The sequence below is a fragment of the Syntrophales bacterium genome, assembly GCA_023228425.1.
Classification (GTDB): Bacteria; Desulfobacterota; Syntrophia; order Syntrophales; family UBA2210; genus MLS-D.
The window spans coordinates 1-16,297 of record JALOBE010000011.1; the positions used below are offsets into that span (position 1 = coordinate 1).

Here is a 16,297-nt window from a genome sequence, read left to right on the forward strand (position 1 = left end):
TAGGGAGAAATCTTTCATGGTGATGGTGGAGAAGCAAGATTTCTCGTCGCTTCGCTCCTCGAAATGACAAAGTGTGGGTGCTCCTCGAAGTGACGGGGTATGGGTGTTCCTCCGTTATTCTGATTGCTTTTCTCCATTACCTTGTTTCCTTCTACTGTCCTTTCGACGTAAGCGTCCGCCCGTCCCCCTCCGTCATTTCGACCGTAGGGAGAAATCTTTCATGGTGATGGCGGAGAAGCAGGATTTCTCGTCGCTTCGCTCCTCGAAATGACAGAGTGTGGGTGCTCCTCGAAATGACGGAGTATGGGGTTCCTCTGTCATTCCGACCGTAGGGAGAAATCTTTCATGGTGATGGTGGAAAGGCAAGATTTCTCGTCGCTTCGCTCCTCGAAATGACAGAGTGTGGGTGCTCCTCGAAATGACGGAATATGGGTACTCCTCGAAACGACGGAGTATGGGGCTCCTCTGTCATTTCGCCTGTCCCCCTCCATAGGCGTACGTATATGACATCATGCGGCACATGATTCCGGAGGTGGGAGCGTTGCCTTTACCGGTGTCAATTCGGTTCCCTTCTCCGGGTTTGCCGGTGCGTCCATGCTTAACGATGCCCGTTTACGGCACGTCGATTGTATGATGCAGGCCCGCCGGAGGCGGGCTGGGGCGCTTTGCAGGAGTTCATCAAAAGCTCTCCCCGGAGGAGCCTGCCCGCAGAGGGGAAAAACAGAGCAACGGTGGCTCTCAACGGGTCATTATTGTGTCCGGGAGTACCGGGGAAGGCCGCCCGTTCGGGCGGCCTTCCCGAGTGTGAGAGGGAGTGCTTCTCGTCGTCCGTGTCGTGTTTTATGGTTCTTCGGGACAGCGTGACCCGGCGCTTCACGCGGCGGGTTGTGTTCCGAAGGACCGGCCGGCGCGGTACTCTAGTCGCAGAGTTCGAAGAGGGCCGCCGCTCCCATTCCCCCGCCGATACACATGGACTCGATACCGTACCTGGCTCCCCTGGCCTGCATTTCCGTCATCAGTTGGGAACAGAGCTTCGCTCCGGTGCATCCCAGCGGGTGGCCCAGGGCAATGGCGCCGCCGTTGACGTTGATGATGCGTTCATCACTGTCGGAAGCCCAGAGTTTCCTGTTCTCATAGAGTCCCAGTTGCTGAAGGCTGTAGATGGCCTGGGAGGCGAAGGCCTCGTTCACTTCAAAGAGATCGATATCTTCAATCTTCATGCCCGTCATGGAGAGAAGTTTCGGGATCGCGTAGGCGGGTCCCACGCCCATCTCGTCGGCCCGGCAACCCGCGACGGTGTAGCACTTGAGTTTCGCGATGGGCTTGACGCCGTACTTCTTGACCGCGTCGCCGCTCATCAGCAGTGTCGCCGCGGCGCCGTCGGTGGTTTGAGACGCGTTGCCCGCCGTGACCGAACCCAGGGCCGCGAAGGCGGGCCGGAGCTTGGCAAGGCCTTCGATCGTCGTGTCGGCCCTGACGCCGTCATCGAAATCCTGGACGAAGGTCTCCTTGACGGTGATGCCGTTCTTTTCTACAAACCTGACCGCCTCGGTGGGTATGATTTCCTTGAAGCGGCCCTCCTTCTGGGCCGCCGCCGCTTTCATCTGGGAGTGGTAGGCGAACTCATCCTGCATTTCCCGGGTGACTTTGTAGCGGTTTGCCACGTTTTCGGCGGTCATGCCCATTGAGATGTAAACATCGGGGTTCTCTTTCGTCCACTCGGGATGAGGTCTGGGAAGGTTTCCGCCCATGGGTACGATGGACATGGATTCCAGTCCTCCACCTATGGCGACGTCGCACCACCCGACCATGATTCGCATGGCCTGCAGGGCGATGGCCTCGAGGCCGGAGGAGCAGAAACGGTTGATGGTCGCGCCGCAGGTTTCATCGGGGAATCCCGTCATCTGCGCGATAATCCGGCCGATGTTGAGTCCCTGCTCCGCCTCGGGGAAGGCGCAGCCGACCATGATGTCTTCGATGTCCTTTTTCTCGACGCCGTCGGTTCTGTCCATAAGTCCGTTCAGCGCGGTCTTCAGAAGATCCTCGGGCCGGGTCGACGCGAAGGCCCCTCTGGCCCTTCTGCAGCCGGGAGTCCGTACGGAATTGACAATATATGCTTCTCTCATTGGCTTATCCTCCTGGTTGGTTTCTCATTCTCTCGACTCGTATCGTGTCACTCGTCATGGCGTCCCCGGTCGGCGGGAGCCGTTCCGGAGGATTCATCGTGACCCGGCGCTAGAGGAACAAGGGCTTGCCGGTTTTCATTATATTTTCGGCCATTTTCTGCGTGTTTTCAGTCTTCCAGAGGTCAATGAAGGCCTCTCTTTCGAGAGTCATCAGGTGTTCCTCTGAAACCTGGGTTCCCGCGGGCACATCGCCGCCGGACATGCAGAAGCAGATCTTCTTGGCGATGAATTCCATGTGGGGGGTAATGTAGCCGCCGCCCTTCATGTTGTTCATTTCCGCCCAGATCATGCCCTGAGCCTCCCTGCCGAAGACGGGGATTTTCTTTTTCAGCGGCGGTCCGTAGCCGTCATCCACCATCTTGAGAACTTCTTTTTTGGCCTCGCCGATGAGATTGTCCCTGTTCATGACGATCCTGTCACAATCGCGGAGGAAACCGTTCCTGCGGGCGTCGGCGGCGGAGTTCGATACCCTCGCCTGGGCCACGGACATGAAGGCCTGTACGAAGAACCCCGCGTAGTCGGTTATCTTTGCCGTTTCAGGCTTCGACTCGACGAAGCGTCTCCAGAGGTTGGTCATGCCGCACCCGCCCGGAACCAGGCCGGCTCCGATTTCCACCAGTCCCATGAAGAGGTCCGTGTGGGCCACGATCCTGTCGGCCGCCAGGGATACCTCACAACCGCCGCCCAGAGTCAGGCCGAAGGGGGCCGCCACGATGGGGAAGGCGGCATAACGCATGGCTTTCATGCCCTCATGGGCAGTGGCGATGAAGGTGTTTATTTCGTCGAAGTTTCCGTCCCGGGCCAGCCCGAGCATGTAGGCCAGGTCTCCGCCGGCGGAGAATGCTCCCGGCATGCCGCCGGCCTGGTTTCCGATGACCATGCCCAGCCCGTTCGCGTCGACGTACTCGGTCGCTTTCGCCATGAACTCGATCATGTCCTTGTTTATGGCGTTCATCTTGGAGTGGAATTCGAGGCAGAACACGCCATCGCCGATGTCGATGAGCGAGCAGGAGGGAGTGGTGAGAACAACCTTGTCCAGGGCCTTGATGTTCTCCAGATTAAGCGCCTTTTCGCTTGTCTCTATCGGTTTGTAGGACTCGCTCGCGAAGTCGTAGAAGTACTTCTTCCCGCCTTCCACCTTGTAGAATCGCGTGACGCCTCCGGCAAGCATTGCGCGTACCTTCCCGGGCACGGCCATGCCTTCGGCGTCCATTTTCCGTACCGATTCTTCCAGACCGATGGCGTCCCATGACTCGAAGGGGCCCATTTCAAAATTGTAGCCCCACTTCATGGCATTATCGATTTCCACGATGGTGTCCGATATTTCGGGAATACGGTTGGCGGCGTAGATAAGTCCGCCGGCCAGCACCCGCCAGGCGAATTTCGCTCCCTTGTCATCTCCGTAGAGGAGGGCCTTTTTCTTTTCGGGAAGGCTCTCTTTTTTCTTTGCCTCCGCCAGCGAGGGGAAATCAACGGTGCCGTATTCTTCGTATTCACCGGTCGCCGGGTTTATCACCTTGCGAAGCTTCTTCCATTCCGGGGTCAGTTCGGTCTTGTAGAATCCCGCCTTGGTCTTATTGCCCAGAAGGCCCTTTTCCACCATATCCTTGACGAAGTCGGGAAGCTTGAAGACTTCGCGTTCCTCGTCTTCGGTACACAGGGCGTAGGTGTTATCGGCCACGTGTTTCAGGGTGTCGATGCCCACCAGGTCCGATGTCCTGAAAATGGCCGTTTTGGGTCGTCCCACGGCCGGTCCGAGGAGGGCGTCCACCTCAGGAATGGTGAGACCCTCTTCCATCATGGCGTTAAAGCACAAGCCGATCCCGTGAACACCGATGCGGTTCCCGATGAAGTTCGGCGTGTCCTTGGCCCAGACGATCCCCTTGCCCAGCCTCGTTTCACCGAAGCCGGCGATGAGCTTCAGGACCTCCTGTTTTGTTTCTTCTCCGGGGATGATCTCCAGGAGGTGCATATAGCGAACAGGGTTGAAAAAGTGAGTTCCCAGGAAGTGTTCCCTGAATCCCGCGCTTGTTCCTTCCGACATGGCCTTCAGGGGGATACCCGAAGTGTTCGAAGAAACAACGGTGGTGCCGGAGCGAATGGCGTCGATCTTCTTGAAAAGCTCGTTCTTGATCTTGAGGTTTTCCACGACGACCTCGATGATCCAGTCACAGTCCCTGAGTTTGTCGAAATCGTCTTCCAGGTTTCCTGTTGTAATCCGGGTTGCGTCATCTTTGGAGAAGAACAGCGGCGGTCTCGCCTTGAGGGCGTTTTCGAGTCCCGCGTTCACAATCCTGTTTCTGGCTTTCGGATCGTCCTTCTCGTCCTCTTTCAGGTCAAAGGGCACGATGTCGAGAAGAAGAACTTCGACTCCCGCCCCGGCAAGGATAGCGGCAATACCGCCACCCATGATGCCGGACCCGATAACGGCGGCCTTCTTGATTCTCTGAACCATTGTAACCTCCTCTATTGTCTGTTGCTCCCGAGAGTTAAACAAAAAAGTGTAATCTGCATATCCGGTTGGGCCCACACGGATGTTGTGGCGAGCCTTATCTCTTGTACACCGAAAGTGACCGCTAGTCAATGACCATCGGTCATAAAATAAACGAATGGTCAGAACGCCGTGACCCACATAATATCTCGTAATAAATAAAGAAACATGAGCGGAACCCCTTGTCCGAATCAAAACATTTACTGCTCTTCATGAAAAAAATGATGGGCTGGGTCCCGCGGGATAAGACCGATTGACTAACGCCCCCGGCTGTGAGAAATTCGGGATATGGAACAGGATATGGAATGAAGGAGAGTGCCATGGCTGAAACCGCGAAGAAGGGGGCTGTCACTGTTTTGAAAAGAAAATCTGTCGCTATCGGCGCCTGCGTGATTCTTTTCTACACGCTGGCCGGATTTCTTCTGGTTCCCTTTCTGATAGGGCATTACCTGCCCGGAGTCCTCGGTGAACGTTTCGACGCCGTAGTTTCGATGGAAAAGGTCAGGATCAATCCCTACAGCCTGACGGTTGAAGTTGAGAAATTCCGTATCAGTGAGCCATCCGGCGCGCACCTCGCGGGATTCGAAAGGCTCCATGTCAACTTCCAGCTCAGCAGCCTCTTCAGGTGGGCCCTGACCTTCAGGGACGTGATTCTCGACGGTCCCTCCCTGAACATCGTGATCGACGGGGAGGGGAACCTCAATTTCGCGCGGCTTGCCGGAGCGGGGGCTGAATTCCTGGAGCCGGCTCCGGCGGAGCAGCCGGAAAGGGTGGAGGAAACCAGCGCTCCCCCGCGGCTGGTTGTCTTCAACACAGAAATCAACGACGCGCGGATAGACGTGACCGACCAGCGACAGCCGGTGCCGGCAACGGCATCGTTTTACCCCCTCACGGTACACCTTGCGGATATTTCGACCCTGCCGGAGCGGGAGGGTGATTACACCCTGGTTGCAACCGGTGCCGACGGCACGGTTCTGGAGTGGTCCGGCCGGGTGACCATGCGCCCCCTCCGGTCACGGGGGTCGCTGGCCTTCAGAAACATACCCCTGGAGACCCCCTGGACCTTTTTCAGTTCCATGGTGAACATGCTTCCACCTGAAGGAGATCTGAGCGTGGAAGCCCGCTATAGCCTTGATCTCGGAACCGACACAACCGTGGCCGTGCTTCAGGACCTGCGCCTGCGTCTTCGGGAGCTGGGCCTGCGGACCGACGACGGGACCGACGGGGTTTTTCTGCGCCTGCCGGAACTGGACCTGGATGTGGAAGCCGTCGATATACCCGGCGGCAGGGCTGATACCTGCGCCCTGGCCCTCTCGGGTCTGTCTCTGGGCTTTTCCGGTACAGCGAGGCCGGCATTTGAACTGGGCAGGACCGTTCTGAAGGGGGGCACCTTTGATCTGCCCTCACACTCTGTCACCGTGGAGTACCTTGACCTGGCGGAGGGCATCATCGATGTGATTCGCGACGGGGAGGGCACAGTCAATCTTGTCCGTCTGCTGGACGCTCCGGGGGGAATCCTGAACGTGAGCACCGCCGGAAGTGAAGAATCCGCCGACGGGGGCGAACCCTGGAACGTTTTTCTTGAAAGCCTTTCCCTGCGGGGCTTCAGGACCCATGTCACCGATTCGGCGGTCCGGCCCGATTCCACGATTGTCGATATTGACGATATTACCCTTACCCTGTCTGACTTTGACGGCCGATCGCCCTTTCCCTTCGAGGCCTCCCTGGAGCTTCTCCAGGGAGGGTCCGTCACGGTTTCGGGAACCTTCGAGCCTGACTCCATGACTCTCGAATCGGAGATGGCCGTGCGGGACCTTTCCCTGCCGGTCATTGCGCCCTACCTGGCTCAGGTGGCCGATCTGACCCTGGCATCGGGGCGGCTTTCGACGGGTGGGACCATGCGCCGGGACGGGACGGGAGCGCTCGCCTATCGCGGGCAGATCGATATTGCGGACCTTAAGGTCATCGAAAATACCTCCAGGGACATACTGGTGGGGTGGAACCGGTTCAGGGTTCCCGATTTGCGCATCTCTCTCGATCCGGACGGACTGGAGGCGGATACCGTGAGCCTTTCGGGTCTGACGGGGAAACTGATCATATCCGAAGAGGGAAAGGTCAGCGCCGTCGAGGCATTCAGGTCCGGTGACGGACCCCCGGAAGAAGAAGCCCCCGGGAAACAGCCGGCGGTTTCTGAACCGGGTAAACCCTTTCCCGTCACGATCGGCCGGGTGACTTTGGACAAGGGTATGCTGCATTTTGCCGATTTCAGCCTGAGGCCGCAGTTTGAAACGAGAATTCATGAACTCAAGGGTGTTATAACCGGCGTTTCTTCGACGCCCGGGACCCGCAGCCGGGTCGAACTGGACGGCCGCGTCGACCGCTACGGAAGCAGCAGGATCACCGGCGAAACGAACTTCTTCGACCCCAGGGAGTTTACCGATATCGTCATGGTTTTCAAGAACCTGGAGATGCCGAGCCTGACGCCCTACTCGGGCAAGTTCGCCGGCCGCAGGATCGATGACGGCAGGCTGTCTCTCGACCTCGCGTACAGAATAGAAAACAGCCGCCTGGCGAGCGACAACACAGTCGTCATCGAATCTCTGGTCCTGGGCGATCGGGTGGAGAGCCCCGACGCCGTGAATCTTCCCCTGGGTCTCGCCGTGGCCCTCCTCAAGGATGCCGACGGCGTCATACACATCGGCCTGCCCGTCACGGGCAGTCTCGATGACCCGGAATTCCGCATAGGACCTCTTATCCTGCAGGTGTTCGTCAACGTGATTACCAAGGTTGTCACCTCTCCCTTCCGGGCCCTCGGAGCCCTGATCGGAGGCGATGAGGAAGCGCTCAACAGGGTTCTCTTCGAACCCGGGTCGATGTCAATACCGCCCGGGGAGGAAGAGCGGCTTGACGGGCTCCTTAAAGCTCTCCGGCAGAGACCGCAGTTGAAGCTTGTGGTCACGGGCCGCTATGACGCAGCGCACGACGGGATAGCGCTGAAGGACCGTCGGATCCGCACGGCCTGTGCCGAACTGTCGGGGATCACGCTGGAGCCCGGTGAAGAACCCGGGCCGCCGGATTTCAGCAATCCCGAGGCGCAAAACAGGCTTGCGTCACTTTTTGTCGAACGCTACGGGAAGGATGAATACGAGCAGGTGCGGACAGCCATGGCCGTGGATGAGGGGAAACAAGCGGAGGGGCAGAAGAAGAAAGCGGCACCGGTGACGATTGAGCCCGCCGATGTGTCCCGCTCCATCTTCGCGGCGCTGGTTGAACGGGAGGTCCTGGATTCCGGCTCCCTGGAAGACCTTGCCGACGGGAGAGCCGCGGCGGTTGCGGCTCATCTTGCCGGACCCGAAGGGCTGGATCCGGCCCGGATCAGCGTTATGCCTTCGGAAGCGACCGGCGAGGGTGATCCGCTCTCCGTGCTGCTCGACCTGGCCGTCCTCGAACAATGACGAGCGAGGGTACGGCGTCCGGCACGCTGAAACACCGAAGGACGGTATGACTGGAATGAACGGCACAGGCAGAACGCCCGTCGGGAACGACGGGGAATCCCTTTTCCCCTTCCCCGTTCCGGAACTGAAGTCCCGCAACATGAGAATCGGCCCGCAAGGTATCCTGAAACGGTCATTCGCGGACGGTCCGGACGATTTTTTCCGCCTGTACCAGGGGGATCCCCTGGAGTTGCGGGTCGAAATCCAGGGGTACGATTCCCCGGAGACGCTGGTCCGTCTCTACACCACCATGGACAGCCCCGCGGGGGAATGGCGTGAACTCGAGTTTCTGCGGGAATCCCCGGGGGCGTACCGCCTGTCCCACGTGACCCGGAAGCGCGGCACCTATCAGTTCAGGGTAAAATACTCCCTCGACGGCGGTCAGACCTGGTACTGGGACCGGCTTCCCTTCAGCCGGGTGATAGTTGACCCGGCTTCCCTGAAAGACATCCGGATGTACACCCTGATTCCGGCGGTGTCGGGAACCATGAGAGACTGGACGGACATGCTCGGTCACATCGCCGATCTGGGCTTCAACGCGGTCCACCTGCTGCCGTTGACGGAACGTGACATTTCCGGGAGCCCCTATTCGGCGCGGGATTTATTTACCATTGACAGCGTTTACACTGAATCGGACGGCGGTAGCGCCTTCTCTGAATTCAGGAGATTTGTCGATGCTGCCGGGGACAGGGGAATCAAGCTCTGTTTTGACCTTACCCTGAATCATGTGGGAGTGGCCGGCCGTATGGTCAGGAAGTGTCCCGAGTGGATCGTTCCCGACAGAAAAGAAAAGGACGGGATGAAGCGGGCCGGATGCTGGCACATGAATACCTGGCTTCGCTGGGAAGACCTGGTTCGGATATATTATGATCATCCCCATTCGGAAATCAGGGCCGATCTCTGGGAATACATGACGAAATATTCACTCTTCTGGGCCCACTTCGCCGCATTGACGGGCGGTATGGTCAGACTGGACAACCTCCATTCCAGTCACGAGGGATTCATCAGCCACCTCCTGGAGGAATTACGGCGGGCCTGTCCCGACCTGATCGTCATGGCGGAGTTTTTTACCGATTCCAACACGGTCCTGAAAAAGGCGGGCGAGTGGAACATCGATCTGTTTCTGGCCAACCAATGGGAAAACCCCTACGCCGGAGACTTGAGGATGTATATCCGCTATATTCACGACATCGGCCGCATGGTCCGTTATTTCATGCCCATTACAACCCACGATACGGGAGCGCCGGCCCAGCTTTTCGGAGCGCCGGAAGCCGCCGTTCCGCGCTATGCCGTGACAGCCCTGATGGGCACGGGGCGTACCGGTATCGTTCAGGGGACTGAATACGGCTGTCCTGAAAAGATTGCCTTCATCGGCCGTCAGGTTACAATGGAGTTTCACCACAACCCCGTCATTGCCGGGGGTATTCGGCTCATAAACAGGGTGTTCGCTGAATCGGACATCTTCCATCACGAGGGAAACATCGACTTCATAGACGGTGATCATGGCGCCGTGCTGGTCGCGTTGCGGCGGTCGTCCCCGGAAGCGCGGGAAGGGTTTCTCATAGGTGCCAACCTGGACGTTGCCAACGGCTACAGCCTCCGGCTCGACCTTTCACCCTTCCTGGGAGGGAGACCGATCCTGAAGACGGAGAATGTCGCCGACGGAGTCCGTCGGGACTTTCCCATGAGGGACGTCACGCTGAACATCGGGCCGTGCGGCGTGGTGATACTGCGGTGCCGGGAGAGCGACTGAGGCCGAAGACCCGCCGAACGGCAGAGACCGGATTCAGGGGAAGGACTTTTTTCTTGACAGCCGGAGAAGAATATTAAATGTATTGAATACAAATATGAAACAGCAACAGCACAAGGCTTCGCCCATGACAGGGCAGCGCTCCCCGGAGAAGCTGCTTGCCGAACACAATATAAAACCGTCGTACCAGCGCTTGAAAGTGATGGAGTACCTGTCTTCGCGACGGAACCACCCGACGGTGGATGAAATCCACCGCGCCCTCGTGCAGGACATACCGACCCTGTCGAAGACAACGGTGTACAATACACTGACACTCTTCGCGCGGGCAAACCTGGTCCGTCGCGTCATCGTTGACGACAGCGAGGCCCATTACGATGTCCTGACGGATTGTCACGGCCATTTCAAGTGCGATTCCTGCGGCCGGATATACGATTTTCCCCTGGGCTCCGATTTGCTTGGTGAAGAGGGACTTGCCTCCTTCGAAATCAGGGAGAGAAACGTCTATTACCGGGGAATCTGTTCGACATGTCGGGATTGAGGCGTTCATTGCACAACGAAAACAACACAGAGGAGGAGAATGGAATGAAAAAACTGAATGGAACCGAAACGGCTGAAAATCTTTTAAAAGCCTTCGCGGGAGAATCGCAGGCCCGTAACCGCTACACCTACTACGCCTCGGTGGCGGATAAGGAAGGCTATAAACAGATACGCTCTATTTTTATCGAGACGGCGGATAACGAAAAGGAGCACGCCAAGAGGTTCTACAAGTTTCTCCTGGCGGGCTTTGATGGTGAACTGCCCAGGATGGTTGAAATCACGGCGGCCTATCCCGTCGCGCAGGGAACGACCCTGGAAAACCTTCAGGCCGCCGCGGAAGGCGAGTACGAGGAGTGGGCCGAACTCTATCCCGCTTTCGCGGAAGTAGCCAGGAAGGAGGGCTTTCCCGAGGTGGCGGCCGCCTTTACCATGATCGCGCTGGCCGAAAAGCGCCATGAAACGCGCTACCGCAAACTCGCGGCCAACGTGGAACAGGGCCTGGTATTCAAGAAAGAAAAACCCCTGTCCTGGAAGTGTGGAAACTGCGGCTACATTCACGAGGGAACCGAGGCTCCCCTCGAATGTCCCGCCTGTATTCATCCCCGGGCGTATTTTGAGGTTTTTTGCGAAACCTACTGACAGCGCGTTCCGGCACAGGGCACCCGTGGTGCCGAGTGTGACGGTTCGTTCCGCGCAGGGACGGCGCGGCACGGGCTTCAGGCGATACACCTTGACAGAGGGACGGACCTGCGATAGGAATGGGCAATAAAGTTAGTATACACTAATTCAGGATGTACCATGCCCGAACTCCGTGACGCGTCAAAAAACAAGCCCCTGACGGCTTCAATGGAGGACTATCTCGAGGCTATATTCGACCTCGACGCGAAGAAGCAGGCCGTCAGGGTCAAGGATATCGCCGACAGACTCGATGTCCGGATGCCCTCGGTGACAAGCATGCTGAAAATCCTGAATCAACGGGGGCTGGTCAACTATGAAAAGTATGAGACGGTTCATTTAACGGCAGAGGGAGTCGTCATCGGCAGGGAAATGAGGCGAAAGCATGATGCCCTGCGGAGATTCCTGACGGATGTACTCAAGATCGACGACGGAACCGCCGATGCCGAAGCCTGCAGAATGGAGCACGTCCTCAGTTCTGAAACAATGGATCGCCTCGACGATTTTATCAACTTTATCTACACCTGCCCGCGGGCAGGGGAACGCTGGCTTCGCCACTTTGAAGACTTCTGCCTTCACGGGTGGGACATGGAAACATGTTCGGAGAACAGTGAAAAGTTTATCCGAGGCATGAAAAAACCTGGAGCGGTCGTTGAGAAAGGCTCCTGAAAAGACTCACGGGGACGGGGAGCCTTGCATGTGACGGACTTGCAAAGCGGCAGGTTCAATCAAGCCGGAACACGGCGGGCGCCGCGGCAGGGCCGGTAATCGGCGGGCGGTGGCGCCGGGGAGGGAACGCCATGGTTATGAGGTCTGCGGAAGGAATCATCTGTGAGGATTGCAGGAAGGAAGAGGCTGTGGTTTTCTGCAGTGGTTGTGAGAAAGCGATCTGCAGAGAGTGCCGCATCTTCGACATCTGGTGCTACGGATGCGGAAGCGGCGACGTGAAGGCCTTTTGCCGAAGCTGCAATAATGATCCGGAAGTTAACATCTGGAAAGGACCGGAGTCAGGCTCACGGTCAGGATCGGGGTCGGTGTAAAGACGGCCGCCGTCGCTTTTCCCCGGCGAGCCCTGAAAGGAGGTGCGGGATGATGAAACGCGTGGGAGTTATGCTTTCGGGTTGCGGGCTGTTTGACGGGTCCGAGATTCATGAAACGACGCTGACGCTGTATTTCCTGGACCGTGCCGGAGCGGCCATTGTCTGCATGGCCCCCGATCGCGGCCAGAGTATGGTCATCAACCATGTCAGTCATAAGCCCGGCGGTGAAGCGCGCAATGTGCTGGTGGAATCCGCCCGTATTGCCCGCGGGGATATCAGCGACCTGGCTGATGTGACCGCCGATAACCTCGATGCCCTCATTTTTCCCGGAGGGATGGGCGCAGCCGGAAATCTTTGTAATTTTGCGGTTTCAGGAAGTAATTGTACGGTCATTCCGGAGGTGTCCGCTCTCATAGAGGCCATGCACCGGCAGAAGAAGCCTATGGGGTTTATCTGCATCGCGCCGGTTATCGCCGCCCGGGTGCTGGGTCCGCTGGGACCCGAGCTGACCGTCGGCGGGGACTCTCCGACGGCGCGGGCCATCGAGGAAATGGGCGCGCGCCACGTGATCTGCGGTGTTGACGGGATCGTCGTGGACGAAACACACAACGTCGTAACGACGCCGGCCTACATGATCGGTCCCACTATAGCGCCGGTCGCCCTGGGCATAGAGGCGCTGGTGACGGAGGTTCTTTCACGGGTGAAGCAGTGACGGGTGCGGAGCGGCAATGAAAATTCGAGTGGAAAAAGAGAATATCGTCCAGGCCCTTCGTAAAAGTGAAGGTATCGAAGTAGTGCTGGAAAACGAACGGGACGCGAAGGAGGCGCTGGACCTTGTGTTCAGCGGGTCGGATCTTTTTTCGCAGGCCGAGATTGAACTGTTGAGCAACGTTCTTGTAACGGAGATCACGGAATACAAGACCTCCTCCGTGGCCTACAAGGTTTTCTATCTCCTGGAATTTCCCTTCGACGAGACTACCCCCCTGAGGAAGCGGGCCGCTTTGGTCAGGAATGTTCAATCACTGTTGACGGCTTCGTAAAAAGTCCGGATGCTTAAGTTGCGCTTCATCCTTCGTCACTGCGGCGTACCACTCAGTACGCCTCATTCCTCAGGATTTGCGCGCCTTGCCTGCGGAGCTTTTTACGAAGCCATCCTCAACCAGATGTTTTTCGACTTTTTACGGGACCGTCATTGTTGGACGAGGGCTACAGTTCGTCGACGCTACGGTGAAGCGACAGTTTTCCCGAGCGCGCCATGGACGCTTTCGTTTCCTCCAGCCAGGACTGAAAATACTGTTCCTGCTTGACGCTCATGTAGGCAGTCCGGATCTGTTCCTTCTCTTCTTCCCACCGGGCCTCATCCAGGCGTCCCCTCTCCCTGAGCCACATGACGTGGTAGGCTCCGTTGACAAGAAATACCCTGTCCACGAGGGGGTTTCTTTCAGACAGGCCGAGCAGTGAGTCGAAAAACTCTCCGGAATAACCGATGCCCGGAATCTCTCCTCCGGGAATGAAGAAGCCCGTCTCACGGGGGACGAGGCCCTCGGCCCGCAGGACGGCTTCGAAGGAATCTTCCTCCCCGAGGCGCCGGATCAGGTTGTCCGCCATGTCCCGCGCGCGTCTCAGGGCTTCGTCAGCCCGCCAGCGCCGTTCCACGGCGTCCTTCACCTCGGTGAGGGAAGGCACATGGGACGGTTGCTCGTCAACGGGAAGCAGGAGATAATGGGCGCCGTCGTCGGAAAGAACGGGACTGGTTTCTCCGGTGCCGAGTCCAAAGGACCACTGGAGGATATCCCGCACCCCGGCAAGCTCGTCGGGAACGGTCGATTCGGAGAAGAATTCCGTTGACGTGACGGTCAGATCGTGCCCGGAGGCGTACCCTTCAAAATCTTCAGTCTGATAGATTGTGTCGTGGGCGGCTTTCGCCTGCCGGTAAGCCTCTTCGAATCCCCGCGAAATCCGCAGCTCGCTCTCAATGCGGTTCCGCACCTCGGGCAGCGGGTAGTAGGGTTCGGCCGATTCCTCCTCGGGCTTCCTGAACTGGTGCAGGTTGCCGTAGTAGTAATCCTCGATCATGGTGTCGGTGACGGACAGGGAGTCTGCAAAGGCCGCTGCGGGGAACCGCAGGTAGTGTACCTTGACTTTTTTTGGCACCCGGAAACGATCGGCATTGTCCGCCAGGTAGTCTTCGAGGTCATCATGCGATGGAACCAGTTGTTTTTCAAAGGTTTCCGGGTCGACGCGCACGAAGGAAATGTTCATTTCCTGGTTCTGGAGGCGGTAGAGTTCCCGGGCTTCCGTCTCGGACACCTTCACGGATTCCTTGATCAACCGTTCCATCTTCTCTATGGTGAGCATCCTTCTCTGCAGAGCCTCAAAATCCGCGGGGTTCATGCCGCGGTAACGAAGGGTCTGCTCGTACAGGCCCGGGTCAAAATGGCCGTTGCGCCGGAAGGCCGGGTGGGAGTATATCAGGTCCTGCACTTCCCGGTCGCTCACATCCAGGTTGAGTTCGTCCGCCGTGGCCAGAATGACCGCCTGGTTGACCAGGGAATCGAAGGCCTGCCGTTTCGGATCGAGAGCGCTGAGAACCTCGTCGGTCAGCTTCGTCCCGTAGCGCTGGCGGTAGACCGTGATGAGGTTCTGATATTCTCGTACGTAGGCTTCACGGGTGATGACGGTGTCGCCCACCGTAGCGATCGCGTCCTGCTCGAGGTTACCCCCGATGGAACCGAAGTAGAAGATGAATACGAGAATGATGATTCCCAGTATGATTTTCATGAGCCAGTTTCTGGCGTGTTTTCGCATCAAGGCAAGCATGACCTGTCGGAACACCCCCGGTTGTTGAATGGTGAAGTACTCCTGATAGTACAGTACCCTTGAAAAAGCAACAGCTTTTTCGTTGATTACCCCCTTTAAATGCTGTATAGGGTACCAATCAGCGACTGTGCCGAGGGAGGATGGTAACTTGATATTCGACTACATGCTGGGCCTGTTTTCCAACGATCTCGCCATCGACCTGGGAACGGCCAACACACTGGTTTACGTCAAAGGGAAAGGCATCACCTTGAGCGAACCTTCCGTGGTGGCTGTCCATCGCGATGTGCGGGGCGTGAAGAAGATGCTTGCCGTGGGCGAGGAAGCAAAGAAGATGCTGGGAAGGACACCCGGCAATATCATCGCCATCCGGCCGATGCGGGACGGTGTGATCGCTGATTTTGAGATCACCGAGGCCATGCTCCACCACTTCATTCTCCAGGTGCACAACAGGAAGAAACTGGTCAGGCCCAGAATCATCATATCCATACCCTCGGGCATCACCCCGGTGGAACGCCGGGCCGTCAAAGAAGCGGCGGAGTCGGCAGGGGCGCGGGAGGTGTACCTCATTGAGGAGCCCATGGCCGCGGCAATCGGGTCCGGGCTTCCCATAACGGAGGCCGTGGGTTCCATGGTCGTCGACATCGGCGGGGGGACCACGGAGGTGGCCGTTATTTCCCTGGCGGGCATCGTTTATTCCAGGTCGGTGCGCGTGGCCGGGGACCGGATGGACGAGGCCATCGTTCAATACATGAAGCGCAAGCACAGCCTTCTCATCGGGGAGCGTTCCGGAGAAATGATCAAGACGGCCATCGGATGCGCCTATCCCAACGAAGAAGTGCTGACGGTGGACGTCAGGGGCAGGGATCTCATATCGGGCATACCGAAGGTCATCGAAATAAGTTCCGACGAGGTTCGCGAGGCCATAGCGGAACCGGTTGGCATGATAGTGGACGTCGTTCGCAATGCTCTGGAAAACGCGCCGCCTGAACTGGCGGGTGATATCGTGGACAGGGGTATCGTACTGACCGGCGGCGGGGCGCTGTTGCGGAATCTCGATGTGCTGCTGCGCGAGGAAACGGGGCTTCCCATATCCATAACAGACGACCCTCTTTCCACGGTGGCCAGGGGGGCGGGAATCGCGCTGGATGAAATCGATCTTCTGAAAGAGGTTTCCATTCAGCTGTAGCCGGAGTCAACGGCAGGGGTGCAACCGGCGGGTGTACCGTTCCAGGTGTTTCTGATCCGCTTCGCGGTCTGTTTTTCCCCGTACTTCCTGTGACGTTCCCCGTGATGTGTGTGCCGGG

General features: G+C 57.9%; 12 protein-coding genes. 9 read left to right on the top strand and 3 right to left on the bottom strand.

Annotated elements, in window-relative coordinates:
- Positions 1–917: 917 nt before the first annotated feature.
- Both M0Q23_05615 and M0Q23_05620 read right to left on the bottom strand, forming a co-directional pair.
- Positions 918–2,126: a thiolase family protein gene (locus M0Q23_05615; protein MCK9528111.1), complete on the bottom strand. Its 1,209-nt coding sequence runs from the start codon at positions 2,124–2,126 to the stop codon at positions 918–920.
- Between the two features lie 109 nt (positions 2,127–2,235).
- Positions 2,236–4,641: a 3-hydroxyacyl-CoA dehydrogenase NAD-binding domain-containing protein gene (locus tag M0Q23_05620; GenBank protein MCK9528112.1), complete on the bottom strand. Its 2,406-nt coding sequence runs from the start codon at positions 4,639–4,641 to the stop codon at positions 2,236–2,238.
- 356 nt (positions 4,642–4,997) lie between these two features.
- Between M0Q23_05620 and M0Q23_05625 the strand changes: the two genes are divergently transcribed.
- The 8 genes from M0Q23_05625 to M0Q23_05660 all read left to right on the top strand — a co-directional run bounded on the left by M0Q23_05625 (position 4,998) and on the right by M0Q23_05660 (position 13,213).
- Positions 4,998–8,132 (top strand): DUF748 domain-containing protein, encoded by a 3,135-nt coding sequence (locus tag M0Q23_05625; protein MCK9528113.1) that lies wholly within the window; start codon positions 4,998–5,000, stop codon positions 8,130–8,132.
- Between the two features lie 46 nt (positions 8,133–8,178).
- Positions 8,179–9,924: an alpha-amylase family glycosyl hydrolase gene (locus M0Q23_05630; GenBank protein ID MCK9528114.1), complete on the top strand. Its 1,746-nt coding sequence runs from the start codon at positions 8,179–8,181 to the stop codon at positions 9,922–9,924.
- A 124-nt stretch (positions 9,925–10,048) separates the two neighbouring features.
- Entirely contained in the window at positions 10,049–10,459 is a 411-nt protein-coding gene (locus M0Q23_05635) for a transcriptional repressor (GenBank protein ID MCK9528115.1), read from the top strand.
- A 44-nt stretch (positions 10,460–10,503) separates the two neighbouring features.
- Positions 10,504–11,097, top strand: coding sequence for a rubrerythrin family protein (locus tag M0Q23_05640; protein MCK9528116.1), 594 nt, complete (start codon positions 10,504–10,506; stop codon positions 11,095–11,097).
- Between the two features lie 159 nt (positions 11,098–11,256).
- Positions 11,257–11,802, top strand: coding sequence for a metal-dependent transcriptional regulator (locus M0Q23_05645; protein ID MCK9528117.1), 546 nt, complete (start codon positions 11,257–11,259; stop codon positions 11,800–11,802).
- A gap of 131 nt (positions 11,803–11,933) precedes the next feature.
- Positions 11,934–12,173, top strand: coding sequence for a B-box zinc finger protein (locus M0Q23_05650; GenBank protein ID MCK9528118.1), 240 nt, complete (start codon positions 11,934–11,936; stop codon positions 12,171–12,173).
- Positions 12,174–12,222: 49 nt separating this feature from the next.
- On the top strand, positions 12,223–12,885 hold the full coding sequence (gene elbB / locus M0Q23_05655) for an isoprenoid biosynthesis glyoxalase ElbB (GenBank protein MCK9528119.1): 663 nt from the start codon (positions 12,223–12,225) through the stop codon (positions 12,883–12,885).
- Between the two features lie 16 nt (positions 12,886–12,901).
- Entirely contained in the window at positions 12,902–13,213 is a 312-nt protein-coding gene (locus tag M0Q23_05660; GenBank protein ID MCK9528120.1) for a hypothetical protein, read from the top strand.
- A gap of 166 nt (positions 13,214–13,379) precedes the next feature.
- Here M0Q23_05660 and M0Q23_05665 read toward each other — a convergent pair whose 3' ends face one another.
- Complete coding sequence (locus tag M0Q23_05665) at positions 13,380–14,954, bottom strand: SurA N-terminal domain-containing protein (GenBank protein ID MCK9528121.1); 1,575 nt, start codon at positions 14,952–14,954, stop codon at positions 13,380–13,382.
- Positions 14,955–15,156: 202 nt separating this feature from the next.
- On the opposite strand from M0Q23_05665, the gene M0Q23_05670 reads away from it, so the two are divergent.
- Positions 15,157–16,179 (top strand): rod shape-determining protein, encoded by a 1,023-nt coding sequence (locus M0Q23_05670; GenBank protein MCK9528122.1) that lies wholly within the window; start codon positions 15,157–15,159, stop codon positions 16,177–16,179.
- Positions 16,180–16,297: the final 118 nt, after the last annotated feature.

What these genes read in the sequence shown, in the direction of transcription:
- M0Q23_05615 (MCK9528111.1), bottom strand. Translation starts at nt 2,126, where the DNA reads ATGAGAGAAGCATATATTGTCAATTCCGTACGGACTCCCGGCTGCAGA.
- M0Q23_05620 (MCK9528112.1), bottom strand. Translation starts at nt 4,641, where the DNA reads ATGGTTCAGAGAATCAAGAAGGCCGCCGTTATCGGGTCCGGCATCATG.
- M0Q23_05625 (MCK9528113.1), top strand. Translation starts at nt 4,998, where the DNA reads ATGGCTGAAACCGCGAAGAAGGGGGCTGTCACTGTTTTGAAAAGAAAA.
- M0Q23_05630 (MCK9528114.1), top strand. Translation starts at nt 8,179, where the DNA reads ATGACTGGAATGAACGGCACAGGCAGAACGCCCGTCGGGAACGACGGG.
- M0Q23_05635 (MCK9528115.1), top strand. Translation starts at nt 10,049, where the DNA reads ATGACAGGGCAGCGCTCCCCGGAGAAGCTGCTTGCCGAACACAATATA.
- M0Q23_05640 (MCK9528116.1), top strand. Translation starts at nt 10,504, where the DNA reads ATGAAAAAACTGAATGGAACCGAAACGGCTGAAAATCTTTTAAAAGCC.
- M0Q23_05645 (MCK9528117.1), top strand. Translation starts at nt 11,257, where the DNA reads ATGCCCGAACTCCGTGACGCGTCAAAAAACAAGCCCCTGACGGCTTCA.
- M0Q23_05650 (MCK9528118.1), top strand. Translation starts at nt 11,934, where the DNA reads ATGGTTATGAGGTCTGCGGAAGGAATCATCTGTGAGGATTGCAGGAAG.
- elbB (MCK9528119.1), top strand. Translation starts at nt 12,223, where the DNA reads ATGATGAAACGCGTGGGAGTTATGCTTTCGGGTTGCGGGCTGTTTGAC.
- M0Q23_05660 (MCK9528120.1), top strand. Translation starts at nt 12,902, where the DNA reads ATGAAAATTCGAGTGGAAAAAGAGAATATCGTCCAGGCCCTTCGTAAA.
- M0Q23_05665 (MCK9528121.1), bottom strand. Translation starts at nt 14,954, where the DNA reads ATGAAAATCATACTGGGAATCATCATTCTCGTATTCATCTTCTACTTC.
- M0Q23_05670 (MCK9528122.1), top strand. Translation starts at nt 15,157, where the DNA reads ATGCTGGGCCTGTTTTCCAACGATCTCGCCATCGACCTGGGAACGGCC.